Source organism: Ktedonobacter sp. SOSP1-52 (assembly GCF_016587395.1).
In genome coordinates, this window is record NZ_BNJH01000004.1 from 801,156 (window position 1) to 827,934 (window position 26,779).

At 56.1% G+C, this 26,779-nt stretch carries 24 protein-coding genes and 1 pseudogene; 5 read left to right on the forward strand and 20 right to left on the reverse strand.

What is annotated here, in order from left to right; all coding sequences use genetic code 11:
- Positions 1-121: 121 nt before the first annotated feature.
- The 4 genes from JMJ16_RS38620 to JMJ16_RS38635 all read right to left on the reverse strand — a co-directional run bounded on the left by JMJ16_RS38620 (position 122) and on the right by JMJ16_RS38635 (position 3,769).
- Entirely contained in the window at positions 122-799 is a 678-nt protein-coding gene (locus tag JMJ16_RS38620; protein WP_201390151.1) for a hypothetical protein, read from the reverse strand.
- 77 nt (positions 800-876) lie between these two features.
- Positions 877-1,923, reverse strand: a complete 1,047-nt coding sequence (locus JMJ16_RS38625) for a hypothetical protein (RefSeq protein WP_201390153.1) — start codon at positions 1,921-1,923, stop codon at positions 877-879.
- Complete coding sequence (locus JMJ16_RS38630) at positions 1,923-2,492, reverse strand: RNA polymerase sigma factor (protein WP_201390155.1); 570 nt, start codon at positions 2,490-2,492, stop codon at positions 1,923-1,925. Before JMJ16_RS38630 ends, JMJ16_RS38625 begins: the two co-directional genes overlap by 1 nt.
- A 266-nt stretch (positions 2,493-2,758) precedes the next feature.
- Entirely contained in the window at positions 2,759-3,769 is a 1,011-nt protein-coding gene (locus tag JMJ16_RS38635; RefSeq protein ID WP_201390157.1) for a phosphotransferase, read from the reverse strand.
- A 185-nt stretch (positions 3,770-3,954) separates the two neighbouring features.
- Here JMJ16_RS38635 and JMJ16_RS38640 point away from each other — a divergent pair, with 185 nt between their 5' ends.
- On the forward strand, positions 3,955-4,362 hold the full coding sequence (locus JMJ16_RS38640) for a DoxX family protein (protein ID WP_201390159.1): 408 nt from the start codon (positions 3,955-3,957) through the stop codon (positions 4,360-4,362).
- A gap of 161 nt (positions 4,363-4,523) precedes the next feature.
- On the opposite strand, the gene JMJ16_RS38645 is transcribed toward JMJ16_RS38640, so the two are convergent.
- A complete protein-coding gene (locus tag JMJ16_RS38645) occupies positions 4,524-5,516 on the reverse strand; it encodes an NADPH:quinone oxidoreductase family protein (protein WP_201390161.1) in 993 nt (330 codons plus the stop codon).
- A 318-nt stretch (positions 5,517-5,834) separates the two neighbouring features.
- Here JMJ16_RS38645 and JMJ16_RS38655 point away from each other — a divergent pair, with 318 nt between their 5' ends.
- On the forward strand, positions 5,835-6,269 hold the full coding sequence (locus JMJ16_RS38655; protein WP_201390165.1) for a helix-turn-helix domain-containing protein: 435 nt from the start codon (positions 5,835-5,837) through the stop codon (positions 6,267-6,269).
- 108 nt (positions 6,270-6,377) lie between these two features.
- On the opposite strand, the gene JMJ16_RS38660 is transcribed toward JMJ16_RS38655, so the two are convergent.
- From JMJ16_RS38660 to JMJ16_RS38730, 15 genes and pseudogenes are all read right to left on the reverse strand, one after another.
- Positions 6,378-7,172 (reverse strand): alpha/beta fold hydrolase, encoded by a 795-nt coding sequence (locus JMJ16_RS38660; protein ID WP_201390167.1) that lies wholly within the window; start codon positions 7,170-7,172, stop codon positions 6,378-6,380.
- A 181-nt stretch (positions 7,173-7,353) separates the two neighbouring features.
- Entirely contained in the window at positions 7,354-9,069 is a 1,716-nt protein-coding gene (locus JMJ16_RS38665; protein ID WP_201390168.1) for an NADH-quinone oxidoreductase subunit N, read from the reverse strand.
- Positions 9,070-9,120: 51 nt separating this feature from the next.
- Positions 9,121-10,692, reverse strand: a complete 1,572-nt coding sequence (locus JMJ16_RS38670) for a NuoM family protein (RefSeq protein WP_201390169.1) — start codon at positions 10,690-10,692, stop codon at positions 9,121-9,123.
- A 5-nt stretch (positions 10,693-10,697) separates the two neighbouring features.
- Positions 10,698-12,716 carry an NADH-quinone oxidoreductase subunit L gene (gene nuoL / locus JMJ16_RS38675; RefSeq protein WP_201390170.1) on the reverse strand — a complete coding sequence of 673 codons (2,019 nt, stop codon included), beginning with the start codon at positions 12,714-12,716 and terminating at the stop codon, positions 10,698-10,700.
- A gap of 12 nt (positions 12,717-12,728) precedes the next feature.
- On the reverse strand, positions 12,729-13,049 hold the full coding sequence (gene nuoK / locus JMJ16_RS38680) for an NADH-quinone oxidoreductase subunit NuoK (protein WP_201370208.1): 321 nt from the start codon (positions 13,047-13,049) through the stop codon (positions 12,729-12,731).
- A 115-nt stretch (positions 13,050-13,164) separates the two neighbouring features.
- Positions 13,165-13,689, reverse strand: coding sequence for an NADH-quinone oxidoreductase subunit J (locus JMJ16_RS38685; protein ID WP_201390171.1), 525 nt, complete (start codon positions 13,687-13,689; stop codon positions 13,165-13,167).
- 12 nt (positions 13,690-13,701) lie between these two features.
- Positions 13,702-14,328, reverse strand: coding sequence for an NADH-quinone oxidoreductase subunit NuoI (gene nuoI, locus JMJ16_RS38690; protein ID WP_201390172.1), 627 nt, complete (start codon positions 14,326-14,328; stop codon positions 13,702-13,704).
- Positions 14,329-14,510: 182 nt separating this feature from the next.
- Positions 14,511-15,749, reverse strand: a complete 1,239-nt coding sequence (nuoH, locus tag JMJ16_RS38695; RefSeq protein WP_201390173.1) for an NADH-quinone oxidoreductase subunit NuoH — start codon at positions 15,747-15,749, stop codon at positions 14,511-14,513.
- Positions 15,742-17,931 (reverse strand): NADH-quinone oxidoreductase subunit NuoG, encoded by a 2,190-nt coding sequence (gene nuoG / locus JMJ16_RS38700; RefSeq protein ID WP_201390174.1) that lies wholly within the window; start codon positions 17,929-17,931, stop codon positions 15,742-15,744. Before nuoG ends, nuoH begins: the two co-directional genes overlap by 8 nt.
- A gap of 41 nt (positions 17,932-17,972) precedes the next feature.
- The gene (nuoF, locus tag JMJ16_RS38705) at positions 17,973-19,304 is read right to left on the reverse strand and encodes an NADH-quinone oxidoreductase subunit NuoF (protein ID WP_201390176.1); all 1,332 of its coding nucleotides are present in this window, start codon (positions 19,302-19,304) and stop codon (positions 17,973-17,975) included.
- Between the two features lie 26 nt (positions 19,305-19,330).
- Positions 19,331-19,849, reverse strand: coding sequence for an NADH-quinone oxidoreductase subunit NuoE (nuoE, locus tag JMJ16_RS38710; RefSeq protein WP_007913085.1), 519 nt, complete (start codon positions 19,847-19,849; stop codon positions 19,331-19,333).
- Entirely contained in the window at positions 19,846-21,018 is a 1,173-nt protein-coding gene (gene nuoD, locus JMJ16_RS38715) for an NADH dehydrogenase (quinone) subunit D (RefSeq protein WP_374229154.1), read from the reverse strand. The genes nuoE and nuoD overlap by 4 nt, the downstream gene beginning before the upstream one ends.
- A gap of 190 nt (positions 21,019-21,208) precedes the next feature.
- Positions 21,209-21,847: an NADH-quinone oxidoreductase subunit C gene (locus JMJ16_RS38720; protein WP_201390179.1), complete on the reverse strand. Its 639-nt coding sequence runs from the start codon at positions 21,845-21,847 to the stop codon at positions 21,209-21,211.
- Between the two features lie 550 nt (positions 21,848-22,397).
- Positions 22,398-22,853, reverse strand: a pseudogene (locus JMJ16_RS38725) (NADH-quinone oxidoreductase subunit B); the annotation flags it as partial.
- A gap of 59 nt (positions 22,854-22,912) precedes the next feature.
- The gene (locus JMJ16_RS38730) at positions 22,913-23,266 is read right to left on the reverse strand and encodes an NADH-quinone oxidoreductase subunit A (protein ID WP_201390181.1); all 354 of its coding nucleotides are present in this window, start codon (positions 23,264-23,266) and stop codon (positions 22,913-22,915) included.
- Positions 23,267-23,579: 313 nt separating this feature from the next.
- Here JMJ16_RS38730 and JMJ16_RS38735 point away from each other — a divergent pair, with 313 nt between their 5' ends.
- The 3 genes from JMJ16_RS38735 (at position 23,580) to JMJ16_RS38745 (ending at position 26,766) form a co-directional block, all read left to right on the forward strand.
- The gene (locus tag JMJ16_RS38735) at positions 23,580-24,965 is read left to right on the forward strand and encodes a hypothetical protein (protein WP_201390183.1); all 1,386 of its coding nucleotides are present in this window, start codon (positions 23,580-23,582) and stop codon (positions 24,963-24,965) included.
- Positions 24,966-25,204: 239 nt separating this feature from the next.
- A complete protein-coding gene (locus tag JMJ16_RS38740; protein WP_201390185.1) occupies positions 25,205-26,041 on the forward strand; it encodes a TRM11 family methyltransferase in 837 nt (278 codons plus the stop codon).
- A 191-nt stretch (positions 26,042-26,232) separates the two neighbouring features.
- Entirely contained in the window at positions 26,233-26,766 is a 534-nt protein-coding gene (locus JMJ16_RS38745; RefSeq protein ID WP_201390187.1) for an RNA polymerase sigma factor, read from the forward strand.
- Positions 26,767-26,779: the final 13 nt, after the last annotated feature.

Below are 26,779 nucleotides of genomic sequence, written 5' to 3' on the forward strand. Positions count from 1 at the left end.
GCTGGGTAAGGGGATGTGGCTATCTACGGGCTGGCAATGCCAGCCCGTAGATAGCCACATCCCCTTTATGAAGGGCAGAAGAATAAAGGAGAGGTGTAGGGGGCATATCAGTACAACTTTATTAGTTTCGGTCCACATATGTATTACGGAGCGAGACACCTGAGAATACCAGGGCTATGATTAAAGCAAGGAGCAACACGCCCTCGCGTATCAGATAGGAGGCTTCGCCACGTGCACTACTGAAGGATGAGAGAAGCCAGGTCAGCAACGCGACGATACCACTGAACATAACCAGGGTCGTAACACTGGCAATGATGATTGTATAGTAAGCTATGAGTCGACCTGGTTTAAGATGTTGACTTGCTCTGAATAGAAGTCCTCTGCTTACTCCCAGACCAAGGACGAAGATAAGCAGAGCCAGCCCTATAACTATATTTCCACTGATCAGGGGCAGCTCCAAAGATGTGAGGGTCCAGAAAGCCAAAATTGCCGTAGCGATTGGAGCGATGATTCCTAAAAGACAGAAGAGCAGAGCGCTTCTAGTACGCTCTCTCAATGCCTGGAGGCAAGTAAGCAGCAGAATGGGTAGCCCGCCAAAGAAGATAAGTAGCACCTGGATGGCCGAGACGAGGTGTACTATATTCACCATTAACGATGAGGTCGTGTAAGAGAGAAAGCTTGAGAGCATCATGGGCTGGTTGGGTGCGACAACCCGGCTCTGGGCAAAGAACCAGAGGAGAAAAAAGAGCAGCGTCGCGCAATAGATATACACATCATTTAGACGCATTTTTTGTAGCATAACAAAAATCCTTTGCTGGGTAGTGTGGTACGAGTTGACAGCCATAGGCTGTCAACTCGTACCACACTATTTATGCTTTATACATTGATGTGGAAGGTCCACTTGTAAGTGTTGCCCTTGGTGACAATGATGGTCCAGGGGCCGTGATAGTGGCTCAGGTCGCTATTGAAGCGGAAGACAAACTTCCCGCTCTCATTGTTGCCAGCATAATCGAAGGTCGTGATGTGATTGGCACTGCTGGTCTGCATATCGATTTGCGGCGTGACAGGCTTTCCAACAGCCGATGTAACAGAAATCTCATTCAGGCCTGAGAACTCAATCGTGGTTTGCGTCTTACCAATGGTCGCTTTCTCCAGTGTGATGACCTGACCCTGTGAGGTCTCTTGCTGATGCGGTGCTACGATCTCGCCCTGGTGATATGGGAGCTGGAAGTGGAAAACAACTGTTTGCGTACTCCCGTTCTGTACCAGGTCCATCTTGAGTATCAGATTGAGCGAGGCTGGCGCTCCAGTAACATTAGCATCGCTAAAGGTCATCGACTGGGCCAGGATATGATTCTCGACATCGCCCAGCAGCTGACCACTCGATGAGAGATCGGTACCATCGGCGGTCGTGAGGCGCGGATTGTTCAGTATGGAATTGTCATCAACCGGTGTGACCGTGACGCCTAGTACAATATTATGGTCTTCAGCGTAGCCCTTCTCCAGCCTTACAGTGGCGTTCCCAATTTTCTGTGAAAGCTGGATATCACCGAAGGTGCTGTACTTGATAGAATCTTTTGCATTATAGCTTCCTCCCTGGAGCAAGGTTTGCAGGAGTGGGGTGGCCGCGAAGGCGGAGGCTGTAGTCACGATCAACAACGCGGCAATCAGTGGCACCAGGATGGCTTTTCTGGTCAGAGTGAACCACCAGGACTGTGTTTGTTCACGGAAAGGCACGACCGTGGGCTTCTGAAACGAGTGCTGGGCATAGCGCATGCGCAGGTTCTGCCAGTTGACATTATTGGGGACAGGCGAAGTGTTACTGAGGCTATCTAGTTCCTCAACCACGTGCATGAGTCTCTGGTCGGCTGCTGTCTCAAGTAAGTCATTATATGTTTGGATGAGTTTCTGTTGTTTAGACATTACAGTTGCTCCTTGAGGCCTTGTAGGATACGGGTAAGCTGTTTGCGGACGGCGGCGGGACTCTTGCCAACAACCTGAGCGATTTCGCTGGCATTCAAGCCCGCCGAGAAACGCAAAGCGATCAGTTCGCGCTTGCGCTCATCGAGCTGATCGATTAGCTCACGCAGATGCACGCGGCGCTCGCGCAGGAGAAAGATGCTTTCGGGATCTTCGTCACCTATGAGCTGCTCTGCCTCTGGCAAGCTATACCAGGAGAAGGCAAATTTCTTCCGGCGATACGTATCGCTTGCGGTATGAAGAGCGATACGAAATAGCCAGGCCGCGAAGCTGCCGCGCGCTTTATAATCTCGCAGCGAGATCATAGCCTTGAGAAAGACCTGCTGAGTAAGATCCGCCGCGTCCTCCTGACTTCCAATGCGCAGTAACAGGTAGCGATAGATGCGAGCTTTATAGTGCTGGTAGAGCGGCTCAAAAGCGACCGGGTCTGCTTTGGCCGCCTGCACAAGCGCTTCTTCTCCCTGTAATTCCTCCGGCTGGTGCATCGTTGAAAAGGTATAACCAGCTTGCATATGTATTATTTCCTTGGATAAGAGTGATGTTTTTGCAAACAGAAGTTTTGAGGCCTCAAAGTTCTTCCATTTATAATGACGCCGCTTTATGGAAAGTGGGACATTTTGTCGCGTTTTTCTTCTACCTCTGATTGTAGTTGTTTGAGCCAGTCGAGCCAAGTTCTAACTAAAAAGGGGATCTGATAGTAGTAGGCAAAAATTGGAGGAGGAGGAGGAATTAGTTGCGTATAGCACGCAAATAGATAATGCTGCAAAGTGTGCCGCTTCTACTCTAGTAGTAACCTGGCCCACTTAGGGGATGGAAATGACCAGTGACGTGCTGCCCAGAATATCAGGATGCCCAGTTGCTGACGCTGAAAGCGGCGGAGGCGAGGAAGTCCAGGGATTTCAGGTTGCCAGGCTCGCCGGGCAAAAAAGGTAAGCCACCAGGCAAGAGCACCTTCAATGGCTTCTGTGCGCAAGGGAAATTGTTCTCCATACCATTTTATTACTTGTTCGGGAGAAGGCCCATTTTCGACGGCCACACTCTGAGCAAAGGCAACAATATCCCACTCTGGTCGCCCTAGCTGAATGGAGGGCCAATCGAATAGATACAAACGCCCCTGGTTAAAGCGTAAATTATCTGAGCGTAAATCACCATGCAGAATGGCATATGGAGCTTCTGTGAGCGCTGGTTGCTTCAGTGCAGTCTCAATGGTGGGAGAAATTTTTTGCAACCAGGCCAACGCCTGGGAGGCTTCTGCACCTGCAAAGGCTGCGATTGTTTGAAAATCCTGAGACTCTTGAGCCGCCTGAGTCCAATTCTCCTGCGCTAAGTCTTCCTGAGGTTGAGAGAGCCACGTGGGAGGCTGAGTGCCAAGCAACGCTTTATGGTAATCGGCCAGGGCCTGCGTGATGGCACGAGCTTTCCCAGGTGTCCAGGGCGGAACACTCTGTGGACCGAGATCCTCCAGGATTAGCACGTGCCAGTCAGCATAATGAATGGCTGCGTATAAACGGGGCATCCATCTGTGCAGCACAGGTGCTAGGTCCTGATAGACGCGCTCCTCAGAACGTAGCGCGTTTTTCATGAAGGTATTAGATTCCTGGTAGGTGCCTTTTAAAAAGGCCCGCCGTCCATCCTCTAGCACCAGGCGATAGGTTGGTGTTGGTCCATATCCACCCCAGACGCGTGTTGCTCGTGTCACGGGGGAACCTAACGCGCTATCGACTTGCTGACGCACTGCTTTGGGAACCTCCCTCCAAGGAAGCTTCTCTTCCACACCTGTTCGAGACATCTCTTTCTCACCTCAAGCATATTTTTTCTGAAGTATACCGTATTTTATTCCCTTGTGCGGTGAGTACGTTCTCTAGTGAACTGATGTGGAAGCGAAGATGCCACGAAGAAAAACTCATTTCCGCTTTTTACTCATCAGGAGGGAATAAGTATATAGAGAGATAAAAATATTGAGGAGAAACATTCATGCAAACAGCCACACAAATGGCTTCGGGTTCAAAAACGCAACTCTGGATTGGACGTATCTTGACAGGTCTAGTAGTTCTATTCCTGCTCTTCGATGGCGTAACACACGTACTGCAAATTCCCCCAGTCATGGATTCATTCAAGCAACTTGGATATCCTGCGAGCGTCGCGCTTGAGATCGGAATTGTGGAACTTGTGTGCCTAGTCCTCTATATAATTCCATCTACCTCTGTTCTCGGTGCTATCCTGCTGACAGGTTATCTTGGAGGTGCCGTTGCTACCAACCTGCGCATAGATGCTCCACTCTTCAGTAATATTCTCTTCCCGGTCTATGTCGGCCTGTTTATCTGGGGAGGGCTGTACCTGCGCAATGAGCGGCTGCGCGCCCTCTTTCCCCTACAAAAGTAATCGGGCATGGTCCGAAACGTCATGCGCTGAAGGCAGCGCACCACTCCGAATGAAATGAGAATACTAGAGCTTTTCGGGGGCGTTTCAGAAGACGCTGCTAAAGCACGCGTCTACATATTGCGGGTATATGTAGACGCGTGCTTTAGCAGCGTCTTCTCCTTCTATATACGCAGTAACAGTTTTCCCATGGTCTGGCCAGTTTCCAGGCGGCGGTGGGCCTCGCTGGCCTGTTCCAGTGGTAGGATATCAGTGATATCGATCTTTACCTGAGAGCGGGCGACCAGTTCGAGGGAGCGACGTGCGGTATCGGCGACGAGATGGGGGGCTGTCGCGCTCAATACGCCAATGCTATAGCCCATGATGGCCTTGCTCTCGACGAGAAAGTTGCCAGGATTCTGTGGCAGACTCTGGCCTCGCCCCTGCTCATCGCTGGCGTTACCGAAGATAACAAGTCGGCCAAATGGTGCAAGAACTGTGAGGCTCTGACTGCGTACTGGCTCGCCGATTGCCTCTAGTATGACATCAACCCCGCGCCCTTGTGTGAGCTCTTGCGTTTGCTGGAGAAAATCATCACGCAGGATGACATGATCATAGCCGAAAGATTTTGCATAGTCGGCTTTCTTCTGACTGCTTACTGTGCCAATGACCAGGCCAGCACCCAGGTGCCTGGCTATCTGTCCCGCGATGCTCCCCACACCACCTGCTGCTGCATGAACAAGGATTGTTTCACCCGGTTGTAGGTGCGCGACCCGCACAAGCATATCATAAGCTGTTGGCACGATGGTTGGAAAACCAGCCGCTGTCGCGAGATCAATCTCTCCACTGGTCGCGTCGAGGGGGAAGGTGAGCGTGGCCTGGGCCAGTGCCACCTCGGCATAACCACCGCTCAACGTCAGCGCGGCGACTGGTTGCCCCACACGCAAGCCTTCGACCCCTTCGCCAAGCGCATGAATGTGCCCTGAGACTTCAAGGCCGGGAATGAATGGGAGTTCTTCCCTGTGCCGTCCTCCGCGCCGTGCCATCGTCTCGGCAAAATTCACACCAGCGTAGGCTACTTTAATTGCGACCTGTCCAGGTCCGGGCTTGGGCTCCGGCACTTCACCAATCCGCAATACTTCGGGTCCACCAAATGCCGTAATCAAGTTGGCTTTCATGTCTTTCTCCTTCAGAATCTATTCTATATAGTAACTACTCTCTGCCAGCGTGTTAGCACCTTGAACGCGACGTTATTGACTCCCTCGAAGGATTCTGCACCCCAAAGGCAAGGCTATGCCCGGCTTTTGCCCACTTGCGGCCCAATGTGCTCCCGATAGGTCCTGCGCCCAGGATAGTAATACTCAATGAAGACATATTTAATTTCCTCTTCTTCTATATGTGCGCTTGAAGCGTCGTAAAACAGTGTTGTTATTGCAAATTATAGAGAAGAAGCTTTCTTCTTGTAAGGAGTGACCGCAAAGTGATATAGTTACCTCATGGTTACCAGAAATAAAGTTGAAGAGCCGATTATTCGGCCGGATTGCCGCACACGGCGTGGCCTGGAGTTGATCGCCGATCAGTGGACTATGCTGGTCATTGTGGCTCTGCGTGGGGAGACAAGACGCTTTAGTCAGTTGCACGGGCATATCCAGGGTATCTCGAAGAAAATGTTGACGCAGACCTTGCGCGGCCTGGAGCGTAATGGCCTGGTCAAACGTGTGGTTTATCCCGTGATTCCGCCCATGGTGGAGTACTCTTTGACGCCCCTGGGCCGGACGCTTATCGAGCCGATCTGGGCACTACGCGAGTGGTCGGAGCAATATATCGAAGAAGTTGAACAGAAGCGCGCCGACTATGACCAGGTGGATAGAACCACGCTTCAGGATCAGATCATCACGCTTGTCCAGCAAAGGGGAGAAATATCCCATTAACCGACGCTGCTAAAGCACGCGTCTACATATGCAGGTACGGGCGATCTCGTACCTGCATATGTAGACGCGTGCTTTAGCAGCGTCGTGCCACTCAGCAGGATGGTATCGTTAGCTGAGGAAGAAGGCTTCGAGTGCGGGGGCGAGAACATCATCCGCTGGGCCGTGGTCCTGGCCTTTGAGGGTGCGGCACTGCGCGTTGGGAAGGATGTCGGTAATTGCTTGCGCTCCGTGATGCATGAACACATGGCTGGCTCCGCCATCCATTACAAGGGTGGGAACGCTGACAGAGGCCCATTTCTTGAGTGGTCGCGGATCGCCACGCATGGTGTCACCCATGATGGTGCCATCATACACGATTGTGTGGGCTACTTTTTCTAGCCCAGACCACATGGGTGACTGATGCATCTGAGCAACCATTTCGACAGGAACACCCACAGCCTCTATCATAAAGTATTTGACCGCCTGGCCGCGCTGACCTGATGATATCAGCTCGTTCAAGTGTGATACATAATTCTCTGGCGTGGGAGGTCGGCTATCATCGATGATAAATGGTGGTTCGTATAGCGCTAGCTTTGTGATTTTACCGGGGAGGAGGCGCGCTGCCTCAAGGGCCAGGACCGCTCCAGAGGAGTGACCAAAGACAAACGCCGAACCTCCAGCCTCGTCAATCAGGGCCTCAATATCTTCTACCTCGCGCTCGACCGCGTATGGCGTGGTATCTCCACTGTCTCCTCGTCCTCGCCGATCATAGGCGAATACTGTGAAATGTGGTGCCAGGACCGTGGCTAGCGATGTCTCGGCTACACGCGTTGCGGTCGCGCCTGCCACAAGGATGAGCGTGGGACCTTCCCCGAACTTATCGAAGGCTATAGGTGTGCTGTCTTTGGAAGTGACTTTTCGCATACTGTCTCCTCTTATGTTGGTTTATATTTCCTTTCTCACTCACAGGTGTTAATTGTACCATTCTAGCTCTAAAAATCTTCTCCAATCTTGCCTTTTGTGGTGCCCAACCAGAGTAACTCAAGAGAAAGAAGCAGGCCCGCTGTGCATGCACAGCGGGCCTGCTTCTTTCTCTTGAGTATTCCTACTTGAGCATCATGGGGGCGGCTTGCTGCGCGAGCTGGACGAGCCAGAAGGGCAGGACCGTGCCGACCGCGAGCGTGCCGATGGCCGCGATGACCAGAGCGGTCCAGGCGAACCAGTTGAGGCTGCGCGCTGGATCTTGCTCCTCCGCCTCGGTGGGGAGAGGTGAGTTCACCACAGCGGTGCGTGTCTCTGGCTTGACGGCGACGGCGGCGCCACCACGCGAGAGTGTCGCGGTGGTGCTCCGAGCAGCACCAGAGGCGCGTGCCGGGCGGCGGGATTCGCTGACCTTGGGCGAGGCCGGAACGGTTCCCAGGGTCAGTGTCTCTTTCTCTTCCTCCGTCTGCTCCATAAACATGGTGGCGATGACGCGCAGGTAGTAGTACATACCCAGGACGCTGGCGAGGACACCAATGATCAACAGTTCAGGATGCCCACCCGCGAGCGCGGCGTAGAAGATGTAGTACTTACCAGCGAAGCCAGCCATGGGCGGGAAGCCCGCCAGGGCCAGCAGGAAGAAGGCCAGCAGACCAGCCACGACCGGGCGCCGATACCAGAGACCTCGCAGGTCGTTGGCGCTACTACCCCCGTTATCCAGGCCCTCCAGGACCGAGATGGTGCCGAATGCGCCTAGGTTCAGGAAGGTATAGCAGGCCAGGTAGAAGAGCAGCGCGCTCATGCCGAGCGTGCCACCAACTACGATGCCGATCAGCATATAGCCAGCGTGCGCAATGCTGGAATAGGCCAGCAGGCGTTTGACGTTGGTCTGTACCACGGCCATGATATTGCCGCCAACCATGGTCAGGATGGCGATGGCCCAGATCACGGGCGCCCAGGTATCATGGAAGGGCAGTAGGACCAGTCCGAAGAGACGCCCAAAGGCGATCATGGCCGCGGCCTTAGTACCAACCGACATAAAGGCGGTCACAGGAGCGGGCGCGCCCTGGTAGACGTCGGGCGTCCAGGCCTGGAAGGGAATCGCCGAGACTTTGAAGGCGAAGCCTACCGTGAGCAGGCCCAGGGCCACGATCAGAAGGATCGGAACCTGTGCCGTGCCGTTGGCCGCACCATGCAGGTGCGCGGCAAAGGAGGCGATATCCAGGAAACGCGTGCTATTTGTCGCGCCATAAGTCAGGGCCAGGCCATAGAGCAGGAAGGCCGAGGCAAAGGAGCTGAGCAGGAAGTACTTCATGCCTGACTCCAGCGAGGCGCGACGGCGCTCGATGAAGCCCGAGAGAATATACAGGGCCAGTGAGAGCATCTCAATACCCAGGAAGACCGTGAGCAGGCTGGTCGCAGCGGCCAGCAGCATCATGCCCGCGGCAGCCAGCAGCATCAGGGCGTAATACTCGCCCTGGTGTACCAGTTGCAGGCGCTTGAGATACGGCGGCGAGAGCAGGATGCCCAGGCCAGCGGCGCTCAGAATAATCAGGTACGCCAGTTGCGTGCCCTGATCTGATCCAAGCATGCCATTGAAGGCCTCTAGCTGATCTCCGCCAAGTAAAAGCCCGATCGTGGTTCCGATAGCGCCAACCACACCCACAAATGCCAGGATTGGCAGAATGGTGTAGTTCTGTGGCCCGCTATGCTTGGTGCGCTCACCCTCATGCGGCAATACGGCATCAACCAGCATCACAATGAGAGCCATGCCCACCAGGACCACTAATGGCGCTATTCGCCACCAATCAGCGGCGGTGACAGTGAATGTAAACGTCATTGACCATACCTCGTGAGAGAGGAGCCGCCACGCGGGAGGCTCCCTCTACGCTCATTTGATGAACGCATTGCCTAGATTTTGCATCGTGTTCAACACCGGTTGGTGCAGCAGGAAGGTGAGCGGCGCAGGCTGCAAGCCGATGTAGAAGATCAACGCCAGGAGTGGCAGGATCGCCAGGAACTCGCCCATACGGATATCCGCCAGGCCGCCGCGACGTGTGACCTGCGCTACTGGACCCAGGGCCGGGCCTGGACCTGTCATCACGCCCTGGAAGAAGCGCAGCATGTACCAGGCGGCAGGGACGACCACAGCAGTTCCCAGCACACCCAGAGTCACGTTACTGCGGAACGCGCCCAGCAGCGAGAGGAACTCGCCCGCGAAGCTGTTGAGTCCAGGTAGACCCAGCGACGAGAGGGCTGCGATCAGCAGCACCGTCGCCATGATCGGCACACGTGTCGCGATGCCACCAAAGTCGGCGATATTGCGTGTCCCCACGCGCTCCTCAATGTAGCCCGCGATCAGGAAGAGGGCCGCGGTCGTAATACCATGGTTGACCATCTGGAGGACCGAACCCTCGACACCCTGCGCGTTAAAGGCGAACATACCCAGCATCACCACGCCCAGGTGGCTGATACTGGAGTAGGCCAGAATGCGCTTGAGATCCGTTTGGACCAGGGCCAGGACCGCGCAGTAGAGAATACCGACGACGGCCAGAATGCTAAAGAACGGGGCCAGGGTCTGCACTGCCAGCGGGAAGAGCGGAATGCAGATGCGCAGGAAGCCATAGGCGCCGGTCTTAGACATCGCGCCAGCCAGGATAGCCGTCACGGGCGCGGGCGCCTCGCTATAAGTATCAGGCAGCCAGGAATGGAATGGTACAAAGGGAATCTTCACCGCGAAGGCCGCCGCGAAGGCCAGGAAGAGCCAGAGCTGCGTCGTGCTATCGAAATGGGCCGCGCAGGTGACCGCACCCGTATTGGGGTTGGTCAGACCGTTGGTCAGGGTGCCGATATCGAGCGTGAAGAGACAACCTGCACCCGCCGTGCGCGTGTAGAAGTAGCCCACGGCGATAATACCCGCCAGCATCAGCAGGCTACCCACGGAGGTATAGAGCACAAACTTGAACGCGGCATAGATGCGGCGTTCTCCGCCCCAGGTACCCACCAGGAAGTAGGCTGGAATCAGCATCAACTCCCAGAAGATATAGAAGAGGAAGAGGTTCGCCGAGAGAAAGACGCCCAGGATACCGCTTTGCAGGAGCAGCATAAAGGCCATGTAGTTCTTAAAGCGCTTCTGCTGGCGGTAGGAGGCCGCCATACACACCAGTCCGAGCAGCGAGGTCAGCACGACCAGCAGCAGACTGATGCCATCGACATCAAGGGTATAGTTGATGCCAATCGAAGGAATCCAGGGCAGGCGCTCCTGGAAGCTCGAATGGCTGAAATTGCTCACCGTAGCCTGCGAATACAGCAGAGCCAGAATGAACGAGAATATCACGTTGATCCCCGCGAAGGCTAGCGCAACCCAGCGAATAAGCGCCTGGTTCGCCTTCGGCAGGCAGAGCACAACGGCTCCTCCAAGCAGCGGGAGGAAGATTAGTAACGAGAGAATGTACGACTGCATAACCTCTACCCCCTCACCGCGTAATACAGAACGATCAGCAGCACGCCGAACAGGATCGCCAGCGCGTAGTTACGCATATAGCCAGTCTGTAGGCGACGGATGCCACTGCTCGAACCGCGGAAGAGCGCGGTAATACCAGTATTGATGCCACCCAGCAGGCTTCCATCGAGGAAGCGCGTGGCGAGCCGACCCACGCCCTGAACGGGCTTGACGATGAGCCAGCCAAGGGCCTCATCGACATAGTACTTATTGAAGAGCAGCTTGTAGACCGGGCTGGTGCTTTCTTTGTAGGCAAAGCCCTGCCCGTAACGAGCACGAGCCAGGAAGAAACCTACAAGCGCCGCCGCGATACTCAGGCCAGCCGAGACCCATTCGAGACCCAGTGAGATCTCAGGGGTCTGAACACCCGAGAAGACCGGAGCCAGGAAATTGCCCAGCGGCGACCAGTTAGGCAGACCGATCAGCGAGAAGGAGCCGAAGACACCACCGATGATCGAGAGGAAGGCCAGGATCGCCAGCGGCATCCACATGACAGCTGGAACCTCGTAGACCTGGTAGATGCTGGCGGGTGCGCCATGGCCGTGACCATGATTCGCGGGAGCCAGGTCTTCTACCTCGTCATCCTCGTGCCCAGACTGAACCGCCGCGCCGCCACGATACTCGCCATAGAAGACTGAGAAGAAGAGGCGGAACATATAGAAGGCGGTCAGGCCAGCTGTCAGAATACCGATGCCCCACAGCACATAGTAGCCGGGGTTGACGGTATGCACGGCCTGGGCGAAGATCCCGCCCAGAATCTCGTCCTTACTCCAGAAACCAGCCAGGGGTGGCAGACCACTGATGGCCCAGGTCGCGAAGAGGAAGGTCCAGAAGGTAATCTTCAAGCGGCTGCGCAGGCCACCCATGTTGCGCATATCCTGCTCGCCGCCCAGGGCGTGAATCACCGCGCCCGCGCCCAGGAAGAGCAGGGCCTTGAAGAAGGCATGCGTCAGCAGGTGGAAGATGCCCGCCGAATAGTTGTAGACGCCCTCGGCCATGAACATATAGCCCAGCTGGCTAATGGTCGAGTAGGCCAGGACGCGCTTGATATCCAACTGTACCAGGGCGATGGTCGCCGCGAAGAGTGCCGTCGCGCCACCGATACCTGCTACAACGTTGAGCGCCACGGGCGCGATCTGGAAGAGCGGATGCGCGCGCGCGACCAGGTAGACACCAGCGGTTACCATCGTCGCAGCATGGATCAAGGCGCTGACGGGTGTCGGGCCTTCCATAGCGTCGGGCAACCACATGTAGAGCGGCAACTGCGCTGACTTGGCGGCACAGGCCACAAAGATCAGCAGCGTAATCGCCACTGCCGTCGCGCTACCAGTCGAGACCGCGTTGACGTTCGTGAAGACATCATGAAAGTTCAGCGTACCATAGTTCAGGAAGATCAGGAAGATGGCCAGCATCAGGCCGAAATCACCAATGACGTTGATGACGAAGGCCTTACGTGCTGCGGCCACAGGGGCCGAGCGCTGGTACCAGAAACCGATCAGCAGGAACGAGGCCAGGCCCACCAGGCCCCAGCCCATCAGCAGGAAAAGGAAGTTATCCGCGGTGACCAGCAACACCATCGAGAAAATAAAAAAGTTCAGGTAGGCGAAGAAACGCCAGAACCCCGGATCATCCTCCATATACCCTGCCGAGTATATATGGATCAGCAGGCCCACGCCCGTCACGACCAGCAACATCGTCGCGGTCAGGGGATCGAGCAGCAGACCGAAGTCGACATTGAACGCGCCGCTACCAGTACCCGATGTGATCCAGTGATAGACCACTGTATCATTGACACGACCGCCGGCAACATTGGCTGGCGTGCCGAGCATCGAGACAAAGTTGCTTAGCGCGAAGAGAAAGGCAAGGCCACACGCGCCCCAGCCCACAGTCAGGATCGCGGCGCGGGGCAAGACTTTGCCGACCAGCCCTAGCACGATAAAGCCGAGCAGGGGTGGTAGCAGTACCCACAGACTAAGATTGATCATACTGCCCCCTCATTAACCTCGCAACATATTCATCTCGTCAACATCAATGTTGTGGCGGGTGCGGAAGATGGAAACGATAATGGCCAGGCCCACGACCACCTCGGCGGCGGCCACGGTCAGCACCAGGAAGACAAACATCTGTCCATCCGCGGAATCGAGAAATGTTGAAAAGGCCACAAGCGATAGGTTGACGGCATTGAGCATCAACTCAATAGACATAAAGATTACCAGCGGGTTGCGCCGGATAAGCACGCCAATCGCACCGATACCGAATAATATGGCGCTGACGATCAGATACGCTGAGAGTGGCGGCAATGTAGAAATTTCAGGCATAAGAAGGAAAAACCTCCATCATTACATTCAGCGAAAGACCCTTGATAAGAAGGGAAAAAGACCTCCATCCTCACGTTCAGCGAAGACCCTGAAAAACAGGGAAGAATAGCTTCATCTAGGCCCTCCGACCAAAGACCAGGGCGCCCAGGATGGCGACCACGATCAGCAGGCTGGTGACCTCAAAAGGGAAGAGATAACCATGGAAGAGTGCCAGTCCAAAGGCTTCAACGTTGCCATGCACAGCAACGGCCTGGCTATAGCTATCGCCAGCCTTAAGCACTGTTGGGCTACCAGAGACATTCTTGAAAATCAGGTAGCTCAGCGCGCCAACCAGGACTACGCCCAGCAGGCTGCCGACATAGCGTTGCCAGGGGATGCGATCCTCTCCTTTGTCCTGCGCATCAGTCGTGAGCATGGTCACAACGAAGAGGAAGAGCACCATGATCGCGCCCGCGTAGATCAGAACCTGCACCACGGCGATAAACATCGCGCCTAGTTGCAGGTAGAACATCGCCAGGAAGAAGAGCGTCAGAATCAGGCTGAGCGCGCTATGGACGGCGTTCTTAAAGGCGATGACCCCGATAGCGGAGGCGGCGCTGGCGACTGCCAGCACGGCGAATGCGAGTATCGTAGGTGTCATAATAACGATTCCTTATTTTCCTAGCTGGCGGCGGTCCGCGTCCTGGTCAGGATCCTCGAATAGCACGGGGCGCTCAGTCTGGTAGTCGCCCAGGCCGACCGCGGTCGCGCTGGCTTGTGAGCCATCGAAGACATTGCTCTTCTGCGGCACAGGCTGCTCAGCCGAATCAGGTTCGGGCGCGGGATCGGCCCAGACCTCGTTCGAGCCAACGGTCGCGCTGCCCTTCGCCTCCAGAAGCTGCTCTTTATGATAGACTAGGTCTTCGGGATGGAACGAGGCCAGCTTGTATTCCTTCTCCAGGGTAATCGCGCCCGTGGGGCAGGCCGCCTGGCAATAGCCACAGAAGATACAGCGCAGCATATTGACATCGAAGACGCGGGCATAACGCTCACCTGGGGAGACACGCTCCTCCTCGGTGTTCTCCGAGGCCTCGATATAGATCGCGTCAGCCGGGCAAGCCCCTGCGCAGAGGTAGCAGCCCACACAGCGCTCCAACCCGTTATCGTAGCGGTGTAGCACATGGCGACCACGGAAGCGCGGCGCCAGGTCGCGCTCCTCCTCGGGATAGGAGATGGTGGTAGGCTTCTTGCCCATATTTTTCAGGGTAGTACCCATACCCTTGAGAATTTCGAAAGACATATGAACTCCTTAAAGCTTTAAGGACGCGTTCTTAAGGTGATAACTGCTGAACCTGCTGTAAGATCTGATGATAAGCGTAGGTCGACATTGCCACTCTCCTTGAGATAGCTCATCAATGATTGCGTTGCCTTATTGATGGCTCACACGACAAAATAGTAACAGAGTCTCCTACGCTTGTCATCCTACGCTTGGACTGCTGTTGGCTCTTGCTCGGAGCTGGTGCTTTCGGCGATGGCTTTAGGCTCGTACTTGACGAGGCGGACCGAGGTGGGGAGCAGGACCTTGCCCTGCTTCTCCTCGAAGCGCGTGCCCTCGCTAAAGCCCTGGCGGCGAGCGACGAAGAACATGATCGCGAGTATGACCAGGCCAGCCAGGCCGCTGATGTACCAGGCACCGTTAAGAGCCACCACAAAGGCGGTGATTACCGCGTTGAGGACAGCCAGAGGTAGCAGCAACTGCCAACCGAAGCGCATCAGGCGGTCATAACGGATACGCGGCAGGGTCGCGCGTAACCACATAAAGATGAACAGGAAGATAGCAACCTTGACGACGTAGATGATGATCGAGGCGCCAGGAAAGAGCGTCTCCAGGCCGAAGAGGCTCCAGCCACCCAGGTAGAGCGTTGTCGCCACCGAGCTGACCGTGATCATGTTGATATACTCGGCCATCTGGTAGAGACTCCAGCGCAGGCCAGCGTACTCAGTCAAGTAGCCAGCGGTCAACTCCTGCTCGGCCTCGGGTAGGTCGAACGGTGCGCGGTTGGTCTCGGCGATGCCCGCGATAAGATAGATGACAAAGCCCAGGGGCTGCGCCAGAATGAACCAGGACATGCCAGGAGCGCGCTGCGCGTCGATAATGCCAACCATGCTCAGGGTCTGGGACCACATGAGCACGCCACCGAGGGCCATACCCAGGCTGGTCTCATAAGAGACCATCTGCGCCGCGCTACGCAGTGCGCCCAGCATGGAGTAACGGTTGCCGGAGGCCCAGCCACCGAGCACGATGCCGTAGACTGCCAGCGAAGAGATGGCCAGGATCCAGAGCAGGCCAATGTTGACATCGGCGATCAGGGGATCCCAGACGTTATGGACACTGGTCTTGCCGCTCCAGTTGAGGCCAATGGGCACCACGGCGAAGGCCGAGAGCGCCACGATGGTCGAGAGGATTGGCGCGATACCGTAGATAAACTTACGCGCCTGCCCCGGAACAAGCTGCTCTTTGAAAGCCATCTTGATACCGTCGGCGAGTGGCTGCAAGAGACCGAAAGGGCCAACGCGGTTTGGTCCCAGGCGGCCCTGGATCTTCGCCAGCACGCGACGCTCGATGAGCGTCATATAGGCAAAGACCGTGAGCAGGATCGCGATCACGATAGCGCTTTTGATGACCGCGGCGACGATCTCGTTATTCAAAAAATCAAGCATGAGCTACCTCCTGCTCCAACGAGCGGACGCCCTGCATGCCCAGATCTTCGTGGGCCAGGCCCGCGTAGAAGGGATTGTGCTCGGCGATCTCGTCGAAGATATCGCGGGGGTGCATATAGTTCCAGTCGGCTCCCAGGGCCTGGGCGAGCTGGATTAGGATCTCCCAATCGGCCTTTGCGCCGGGTAGGGGTCGCAGGGCCTTGCGTACGAGCTGCACATGGTGGTCGAGGTTGGTCATGGTGCCGTCCTTCTCGGCGAAGGTCACGGCTGGCAGAACCACATCGGCCTGCTGAGCGGTCTCATTGAGGGCGACGTCCTGCACGACCAGGAACTCGATGGACTGGGGCAGGGTCGCGCCATTCAGGTGGCGCAACGGGTTGGCACCCATGACGAAGAGGGCCTTCAACTGCGAGCCAGTGAGCATCTCATTGTAGGTCATACCAACCTTCGTCGTCGCCTGGTAACCAGGAAGCGCGTCGGGCAGCAGACCCATGTCGCGCGCGCCGAGCGAGTTGGCATCCTCAAAGAGGGGACCAACGCCCGCACCCTCGCGGTCGATGTTCTTGGTGACAAAGGCCAGGGCTTGTAGATCGGCGGCCAGGTCTTCGCAACCGGGATCGAGGGTCGCCATCTCATCGTACAGGATAACCGCGCCTTTCGCGGCGCTGCCAGCACTGACGATCTCCTGGGCCAACTGGCGGAGCTGCGCCACAACCTCGGCGCCAAAGGCGCTCTCGGCGTCGGCGATAACGCTCTTCTCACGACCAATCTTGCTCTTGATATCCTCGTAGCCGCTGGTCTGGACCTCGCCTGCCTCCAGAACGTAGTTGAGCAGCAGCTTGGCCGCCTTGCCCGCGCCCTTCTGAGGGACATTCACCTTGGCGGCCTTGTAGGGGCTATTGGTGAAACGATCCAGCTCGGTGGTTTCCGAGTTGATGATGCTGATCTTCGCTCCCGCCTTCATGGCCTTCTTGATGCGCAGGTTGAGCACTGGCTGGCGCTCGTAGGGATCGGAGGCGACCAGGACGATGTGTCCAGCCTTCTCCAGTTCGGCGATGCTGTTGGTCATCATCCAGGGCTTGCTGGTCAGGCGGTCGCGCGGGCCGAGGAAGAGTCCATGATGGTGATCAACGTTGGCCGTGCCTAGGACCTCGCGTAGCAACTTCTGGAAGAGATAGGTCTCTTCGTTGGTAGTGCGGGTCGAGCCGATACCACCGATGGCCTGCGCGCCATGCTTGCTCGCGATCTCTTGCAGGCGCTGAGCGACATAGGCGATGGCCTCGGGCCAGGAGGCGGGCGTAAGTGTACCATTGCGACGGATCAAGGGTGTGCGCAGGCGCTCGGGATTGTTCACATAGTCAAACTCCCAGCGACCACGGTTACACAGCCATCCATCATCGATGGCGTCGTTGTTGCGCGACATCAAGCGTGTCACACGGTCGACGCGCACATCGACGCGAGCGTTACAGCCGACGCTACAGTTATTACACACGCTGGGAACGCGTTTAAGCTCCCAGGGACGAGCCTTGAAGCGATAGCTTGTGGCCGTCAGCGCGCCGACTGGGCAGATCTCCACCGTGTTACCAGAGAAGTTTGAGTCAAAGGCATTGCCTGGGGCCGTGCCGACCTCCATCTTGTAGCCACGCGAGATCATAACCAGGCCGTTGTCCATCGAGATCTCACTGCTAAAACGCGTGCAACGCTGGCAGAGAATGCAGCGCTCGCGGTCGATGTTGATATCCTTGCTGATGGGCACAGGCTTGGGATAGTGGCGCTTGTTGAGATCGAAGCGCGTCCCGCCTGGGCCGTGGCGTAGGGTGAAGTCTTGCAGGTCGCACTCGCCAGCCTTGTCGCAGATCGGACAGTCCAGCGGGTGGTTGATGAGCAGGAACTCCAGCGTACCCTGGCGCGCGTTTAGCACCTTCTCGGTCTTGGTATGCACTACCATACCCTCGCTCACAGGCGTGGTACACGCCGTCTGAGGGGGCTTGGGCATGTTCTCCACCTCGACGAAGCACATGCGGCAGGCACCCAGCGGCGGCATTTTGGGATGGTAGCAGTAGATCGGCACCTCAATACCAGCCTTCTGCGCGGCGGCCCACACTAGGGTACCTGGCGGAACCTCGACGGGAATGCCATCGATGGTGAGGTGTACGAGTTCGTCCTTTTTCTCTTCTGGCATAATTATTTCTACCTGACGGTTTGTATCATTCCTATGGATAATTAATTAGCGCCAGCGCTCAAGGTGGCGGCTTCGGCGTTGATGGTTCCGTGCTTATGAGGTCCGCCAACCATGCAGTGGCCATGCGTTACATGGTACTCGAACTCCTCACGGAACATGCGCACGCCGCTGGTAATCAGGCTGGTCGCCGCGTCGCCCAGGGGGCAGAACGACTTACCGCTGATATTGCCGCAGATGCTGGTGAGCAGATCGATATCTTTCATCTTGCCCTGGCCATGCTCCAGGCGCTCAAGAAGCTCGGTGAGCCAGTAGGTACCTTCGCGGCAGGGCGTACACTTCCCGCAGGACTCATCGCGGTAGAACTCGACTGCGCGCGCGATGGTTCCAACGATACAGGTCTCGTCATTAATAACGATCACACCACCTGAGCCGAGCATCGAGCCAGCCGCCGCCACGGACTCATAGTCCATGGGGATGTCCAGCTTGTCGGGACCCAGGAAGAAGGTCGAGGAACCGCCGGGAATGACGGCCTTGACCTGGCGGTCGTTAAGGATGCCACCACCATACTGCTCGTCATAAAGAAGAGTGCGCAGAGGTATGCCCAGGGCCACCTCATAGTTGCCGGGCTTCTTGACGTGCCCGCTCAAACCAAAGATACGCGTGCCCTTACTCTTCTCCGTGCCGAAGGAGGCGTAGTACTCGCCGCCCTGCTCAATAATCGCGGGCACTGTGCAGAGCGTCTCGCAGTTATTGATAACCGTGGGTCCGCCATAGAGGCCGACCACCGCTGGGAAGGGTGGCTTGAGGCGAGGATAGCCACGGCGACCCTCCAGCGACTCCATCAGCGCGCTCTCTTCGCCGCAGATGTATGCGCCCGCACCACGGTGAACGATCACGTCGATGCTATAATCGCTACCCAAGATGTTGCTGCCGATCAGACCCGTTTCATAGGCCTCATCAACGGCGCGCTGGACCTGATCCGCCGCGTAGGGTAGCTCGCCACGAATGTAGATGAAGGCCGTTTTGACGCGACAGGCATAGCTAGTGATAAGCACGCCCTCGACCAGCAGGTGTGGGTTGCGCTCCATCAACATGCGGTCCTTGAAGGTGCCAGGCTCGCTCTCGTCCGAGTTGCAGCAGAGGTAGCGTGGCTTATCGTTTTTGGCCAGGAAGCTCCACTTCATGCCCGTGGGGAAGCCCGCGCCACCGCGTCCGCGCAGACCAGACTTCTTGATCTCTTCTACGATCTGGTCTGGCTCGCTCTTCAGGGCCTTGGCCAGGGCCTCGTAGCCCCCGTTCTGGCGATAGACCTCAAGCGTGTCGATTCCCGGCACATCGATATATTTTGTAAGAAACTTGGCTGTTTCTGGCATTGCACATTTCCTCGTAACTGGTGCCTTTACCGGGAGATACCGGACTTGGACTCGTTGACCTGTTTGCCCTGTTTCAGTTCGCGCTCAAGGTCGTCGATGAGGGCATCGGCCTTCTCAAGCGTGACGTTCTCGACGAACTGCCCATTGACCTGAATGACAGGCGCATAGCCGCAGGTCGCGAGGCACTCGACGCCCTGGAGGGTAAAGTTGCCGTCCGGGGTAGTCTCGCCGCGCTTGATGCCCAGGCGCTGCTCCAGGTGTTCCATCACGCTATCGCAGTTGCGCAGATAACAGGAGATGCTGGTGCAGACCTTCACTATCTTCTTGCCCGGCGCCTGCTTATGGTACATGGTGTAGAAGGTCGCGACGCTCTCCACGTCGTCGATTGTCATACCCACAGCCTCGGCCACGGCCTCCAGGCCCGCACGTGTGATATAGCCCTCTTCTTCTTGCGCGATATAGAGTGAGGGCATAACCGCTGAACGCGCGGCAGGATAACGCTTGGCCAGCTCGCGCATGCGCTCTTTAGCCTTCTCTGAAATCATCTATCAACCTCTCCAAGCACGATATCAATGCTACCAATGGCGGCGACAACGTCCGAAAGGAAGGTCCCCTCGACCATGCGCGGGAGCACCTGCAAGTTGGCGAAGGATGCGCCACGCACATGCATGCGATAGGGTTTGGGGCCGCCATCGCTGACCATATAGAACCCTAGCTCGCCCTTGGGGGCCTCGGTGCGCACAAAGACCTCGCCTTGGGGTGGACGATAGCCCTCGGTGAAGAGCTTGAAGTGGTGGATCAGGGCCTCCATGCTACCGGTGATCTGCCACTTGGGTGGCGGTGTGACTTTTTTGTTCTGGACGCGGTAGGGACCTGTGGGCAGACCTTCTAGCGCCTGCTCAATGATCTTGCGGCTCTCTTCCATCTCCAGCATGCGCACCATGTAGCGATCATAGACATCGCCCGTGGAGCCGACTGGAATGTCGAAGTCAAACTTCTCGTAGCCGCTGTAGGGGAAGACCTTGCGGATATCCCAGACCACGCCACTACCGCGCAGGGTCGGACCCGAGGCTCCATAGGCCAGGGCATCTTCCTGTGTCAGGATGCCGATATTGCGGGTGCGCTCCAGCCAGAGCTGATTATTGCTGAGCAGGTCATGATACTCTTGCAGGCGCGCCGGGAAGGCCTTCAGGAATTCGCGTACCTTCGCCTCGAAGCCTTTGGGCAGCTCGGCCTGTAGACCACCGGGGCAGATGTAACTGGTCATCATACGCACGCCTGAGATCAGCTCGAAGATATCGAGGATCATCTCGCGCTCGCGGAAACAATAGAGGAAGACGCTCTGCGCGCCCAGGTCAAGCGCCGAGGTTCCTAGCCAGACCAGGTGGCTCGCGATACGCTGAAGCTCAGCAAGGATGACGCGTGTGTAGTTGATCTTAGCATTAATCTTATCGTTGATCTCGTCATCGATGCCCAGGAGACGCTCCACCGCCAGGCTATAGCCCAGGTTATTATTGAGCGGCGCGAGGTAATCCATGCGGTCCGTCAGAACCAGGGCCTGATGGTAGGACTTGACCTCGGCGGTCTTCTCAATGCCAGTATGGAGAAAGCCGATATCGGGTACGGCTTTAATAACGGTCTCACCCTCGATGGTTAGAATGAGGCGCAATACGCCATGCGTACTGGGGTGCTGGGGCCCCATGTTGATGGTCATCGTATCGTTACGCTGGCCATCTTCGAGGAGCTGCCCCTCATCAAGGGTATAGGAGTACCCGGCTAGCGGTGTACTCGTCTTCTCTTTTTGCTGCATAAGCTGTCCTCTTTAGTGCCTCTCCGAAAACCTGAGCGCGTGAGCGCTAGCCGCGAGAGCGGTGTTGGTTTTCGTATAAGGTCATGGAGCTGATCTAGGCCTCTTCCGTTGTTGGCAATGTGCCTGGCTCTTGACCAGGATTGACCTGAGTGCGGCCCTCGTTAAACTGACGACCCTCGGAAGAACGCAGCGACTGCTGATAGTAATCGCCAACGCCAGGATCGACATTATAAGGAACCTGTCCACCCCAGTGAGGCTCGGGAAGCTCGAAGCCCGAGATAGGATAATCTTTGCGCAGAGGATGAGTGGTCCAGTCCTCAGGCATCATAATACGGCGCAGGTCGGGATGGCCCGCGAAGGTAATCCCAAACAGGTCGTAGACCTCGCGCTCATACCAGTTCGCGCCAGCCCAGACGCTCGTAATACTGGGAACCTCTGGATGGGTCTCGCGTCGCTGACCCACACGCACCTTGAGACGAATAAAGCACTGGTGTTCAATGGAGAGAAGCTGGTAGACGACATCGAAGCGTGGTGTGCGCTCTGGCCAATCAACCGCTGTTACCGTCTCTAGAAAATTGTATTGGAGCTGTGCCTTCAGGAACTGACAGACCTCGACCAGGGAGCCTGGATCGAGGATGATTGTCTGCTCGTCACGGTGTTCAACGGTTTCGAGCACGGCCTGCGGAAACTTCTCCCGCACAACGTCCACTGTCGAAGCTGCTGTTATGACCATAAAATAACTTCCTAAAAAAGTAACCGAACACTGAATGGAACTTTAACCAGTTAATATGGCAAGTTGTGAGTGCAATCATTACCAAAGCAATTAGTTAAAGATCATCAACATAGGCCGCAGGTCGTAGGGGAACGTAGAGCTAAAAGCCAGGTCCATGGCGACACGAGTCGCGCTTTACACCTGCGGCGTCAGGGCAAGGAGACGATACTGGAAATAACCGCCCTTGCGCACAAAGAGGGCTAACCAGAAACTGGTTGCCCCCACTTTTCGCTTGTGTTTCGTTTCTTCTGTCTGAACTTCCTCTCGAAAACCTGAGCGCGAAGCGCTAGCCACTATAGTGGCGCCGCATCCCCGAATGGGGATTGGTTTTCGTATTAAGAAGAACGTGCCGCTGCTACCTTCTCTCAGGCAGGCAATCAAGATTGGTATATCGTGTAGGGTCCATGCTTGCATGGACTAAAAGAAGCTGACCCTACAGATCCATATTCGTGCTTGAAGGACCGACGAGCTTGAGGCCGCTATCCTTCAAAGGATCGGGTGGATTGGGAATGCCTTCACGAATCTTGCGCTGCAACTCATTGAAGCCGAACAACAGCATATCGGGAGTAGGGGGGCAACCTGGGATAAAGACATCGACTGGGACGATCTTATCTACTCCCTGTACAATGGCGTAATTGTTGAAAACGCCACCGCAGGAGGCGCAGGCTCCCATTGAGATGACCCACTTTGGTTCTGGCATCTGGTCATAAATCTGGCGCAACACAGGGGCCATTTTGACCGAGCAGCGTCCAGCGACGATCATCAGATCGGCCTGGCGTGGTGAGGCGCGATAGACCTCGGCTCCAAACCGCGCAAGGTCGAAGCGACTGGCGCTGGTCGACATCATCTCAATGGCGCAGCAGGCCAGGCCGAAGAGCGCGGGCCAGAGCGAGGAGCTACGGCTCCAATCCAGGATCTTGCTTACCTGCGTGGTTAGCACGCCAAAGCTACCATCCTTCTGATGCATTGGTAGCTCGCGTGGTGTCTGCGTGTTGGAGTAGGTCTGTACCGGCTCCCAGGGATTGGTTATTCCCATGAAAAAGCTCCCTTCCGCCAAACATAGACATAGCCCACCATCAGAATCGCCAGGAAGACGAGCAGTTCAATGAGTCCGAAAAGCTGTAGCTGGTGGAGCAGGACTGCAAGGGGATAGAACGACACAATTTCGATGTCAAACACAATAAAAAGCATACCAGTCAACAGATATTTGACTGGGAAGCGTTTCTTGGGCGGCTCAATCTCTTGAATACCGCATTCATAGGGCGCGAGCTTCTCCGGCGAGGGTTTGCGTGGCCCAAGCACGTTGGTCACCACCATAACCAGGAGGCCGAAGAGGACCGCAAGCGTTACTAAGATAAAAATGGGGAGTGCTGATCCCATATGCGGAACCTTCAATTTCTAATAACTGCACTATTTGCATGAAAAAAATGCATCGACTAGTGTCAAAAATACACTTCCTCAGCATCTATTGTAGTACAGTCTCACAGGTGTGTCAAATAAGCCCACACCGGCGTACGCGGCTACAGGCCCGCTACTGGCGTACGCGGCTACTGTTGGGAACGCCCGCTACTGGTGGTGTGGCTCGCTACTGGCGTACGCGGCTACTTCTTATTCCAGCGCATAGCACTATTCCCCCCGAGGCTACTTCTTATTCCAGTGCATAGCACTATTCCCCCCGAGTAAGAAGATGAATGTGCAGGTCCGAGGCCAGAGGCCTCGGACCTGCACATTCATCTTCTTACCCCTTGAGCGCCGTAGGCGCGAAAGGGATGTCTACTTCCACGCGCCTAAACATGATAAAATATATCAAATGAACCTCTGGGCCAACATCGAAAGCAACGACGCGAATAAGGACGTATGGACGCAGATAAGCGGGAATGGCCCGCGCAAACGCGCGCGCAGGCCAAATGAACGAGAGATCCTGGCGACGCTGCGCCACTGGCTGCTGCATGACTATGTAGCGGCATATTGTCGTGCCCTTGCCGCCACGCGCATCTTCCGGCGCTGCTACTGGGTCGATGCCCTGGGGCTTAACGCGCGCGAGCAGATACTTGTGCCAATGCCTGAAAACATTGAGAATGGCAATGGCTCGAAGAAGCGGCGCAAAAAAGAGCCAGATGTGCTCATGCTGCCACAGGCCCTGTGCCCTATCTCGCTTCTAGCGCGCGAACTTGTTCAGGAGCAGCCACCCTTCTCGCTTTATGGGCTGCTGCTAAGCGGTTCCAGGCAGAATGCCCATACAACGCAAGAGATGCTGCCCCAGGATGGTGGTGTCCTGCGCAGCAACTGGCTGGATGGTGGCGCTGCTCTGCTGCGTGAGCTTGAGCCTTCGCCAGCCATATTTCTGCTTAATCCCTTTACGCCTTCGCTCTTTAGCAATGACCATTTGCTCAAGATCTACCAGCGTACCGCCCCCACGGAACTCCTCCTCTGGCTTCCCCATCAAGCGATTGATGCCTGTCTCCATGCCGCGCGAAGTGACGAGCAGGTGGGACTTAAGCTGACCAATCTGTTGCGCACCGACCGCTGGAAGACCCTCCCCAGTGCCGAAGCTGAGCGTGCGCAGGCCATAGATGGTTTTCTTAAGCTGTTTATACTGAGCATGAAGCGCTACTTTAGCCTGCCCATCCAACGACTCGCGTTACCGGTCCAGGTGGGGCCAGCCTGGATGGAGTATGTACCCTCGACCCTGCTCTTCGCGACCAGGCGCCAGGACAGCTTTCAACATATGAATGAGGCGCTTTGTGACTACCGGCGGCGTCTTTATGCCCTGATCCATGACGGTGTGCTTGCCGAGGAGTGGTTTCTCGTCCAGGAGCAGGAGCGGCATGCAGCCTCTCTGGAGCAGTTAACGCAGCGCATCATCCAGTTAGGGCGAGGACAGCGCGTGCGCCGCTGGCCCGATCTACGCCAGCAGGCTATGCTTGAATACTTTGGCCAGTTTACGCTCAACGACTATGACGACGTCATGCAGCACCTGCTACAGAGTGGCGAGGTAGGCTGCGAATGGCGGCGCACACACTCCACCAGCGAAGACCCTGTTTCGCCTGGTAACGACGACTTACTCATCTGGCCCTAGTAAATCTTACAAGTAACAAGTAAAAGGAACATGATCCCGCCCAGCCCCTGCTACATACTTTTACACGAAAAGAAGGCATCACCAGGGGGAAACGCAGGACATGGGGAGACCCCGCGTTTTAGTGATACCTCCTATTATAAATTTACGTTTTGCGCAGGTAATTAGTCGCATAATTTCGAGAGAAAAAGTGTTGTTTTTGAGCATAGATCTATACAGTAAGTATATGGGGAAGAGCGTGTATGAAGAGACAAGATGTATCATCGCGCAACGGACTCAACGAGTTAAACGGAGCCGAATGGGTCTACTTTACTCGTAGCATCCTGACGACCTCATACCCCTCAGAATATAGCCATCACCTACGCAAGGCCCACGGCGCGAACAAGCCCCCACAGCTCATGCGTCAGTTGATAGAGTTCTTTACCAAGCCGGGCGCACGTGTCCTCGACCCCTTCGCGGGCGTAGGCGGAACGCTTATAGGTGCCTCGATCTGTATCAAACCCCGCGAGGCCCTGGGGATCGAGATTAATTCGCAATGGGTAGAGATCTACCAGCGTGTATTGGAAGAGAACCTGGACCAGTTGCTGCCCCAGCCTATGCTGCATGGCGACTGCCTGACCCTCATGCGCGAGATGGAGAGCGCCAGCTTTGACTTTATTGCCACCGATCCCCCCTACAATATTCACATGACCCAGACCATGTCGGGCAAGCGCAAGGCGAACCAGCACGCCAGCCGGCGCACCACCTATGATATGCGCTCAGATGATCCCGCCGACCTCGCCAACCTGCCCAGCTATGAGACCTACTTAGAGGCCATGGAGCATATCTTTCAAGAGTGTGCCCGCCTCCTGAAGCCCAGGAAATACATGGTCATCATCGTGCGCGACGCCTATCAGCATGGTGAGTACATCTTTACCCACGTCGACCTGGCGCGCCGTGCTCGCCTCCACGGTCTGATCCCCAAAGGCGAGATCATCTGGTACCAGACCGGAACACGCCTGCGCCCCTACGGCTACCCCTTCGCCTACATTCCCAACATCGCCCACCAGTACATCGTCATCCTGCAAAAAACACAATAACAAAGACGTAAGGCTCATACCAACGTAAATTCCGGGTAAGGGTGTGGGGCGGCGTGGCTCCGCCACGCCGCCCCACACCCTTACCCCTGCGAGCCACGCAGCGGCGAGAAGTCAAACAATGTGGCAAATTTCATTCTTGAGCGACATATGCAGTGAAATCGCTAGCGAGAAGAACTACAGTAGGATGGAACATGCAACAACACTTGTTGTCAGCCGGGAATGACGCCTTCGCGGCTGAACTCTACCAGCGCTATGCTCAGGAGATCTTTGCCTACTTGCGCATGCATACGCCAACGCGCGAGGATGCCGAGGACCTGCTCATTGATGTCTTCCTGGCGGCGCTTGAACAGAAAAACTTTCAGAATGTGCCGATAGAGAGACAGCGAGCCTACCTGTGGCGGGTAGCGCAGAACAAGACGGTCGATCTGCATCGTCGTCTGAAGCGCCGCCAGGTATCGCCCATAGAACAGGTCGCGGACGCGCTCTACTTCGATGAAGATCAGGAGCCGGAACAACACGCCATGCGCACAGAGCGCCATGCGCTGCTGCGTACACATGTACAGGAATTACCGGAGCTCCAGAGGAAGCTCCTCTACCTTCGCTTTGTCAATGGCCTGCGTAGCGCGGAGATCGCGCGCATCCTCGATAAACGTGAAGGTACAGTCCGTATGTTGCTCTCGCGCACCCTCAATACCCTTCGCTCCATCTACGAGAAGCACAAATGAGAAGTACAGATGA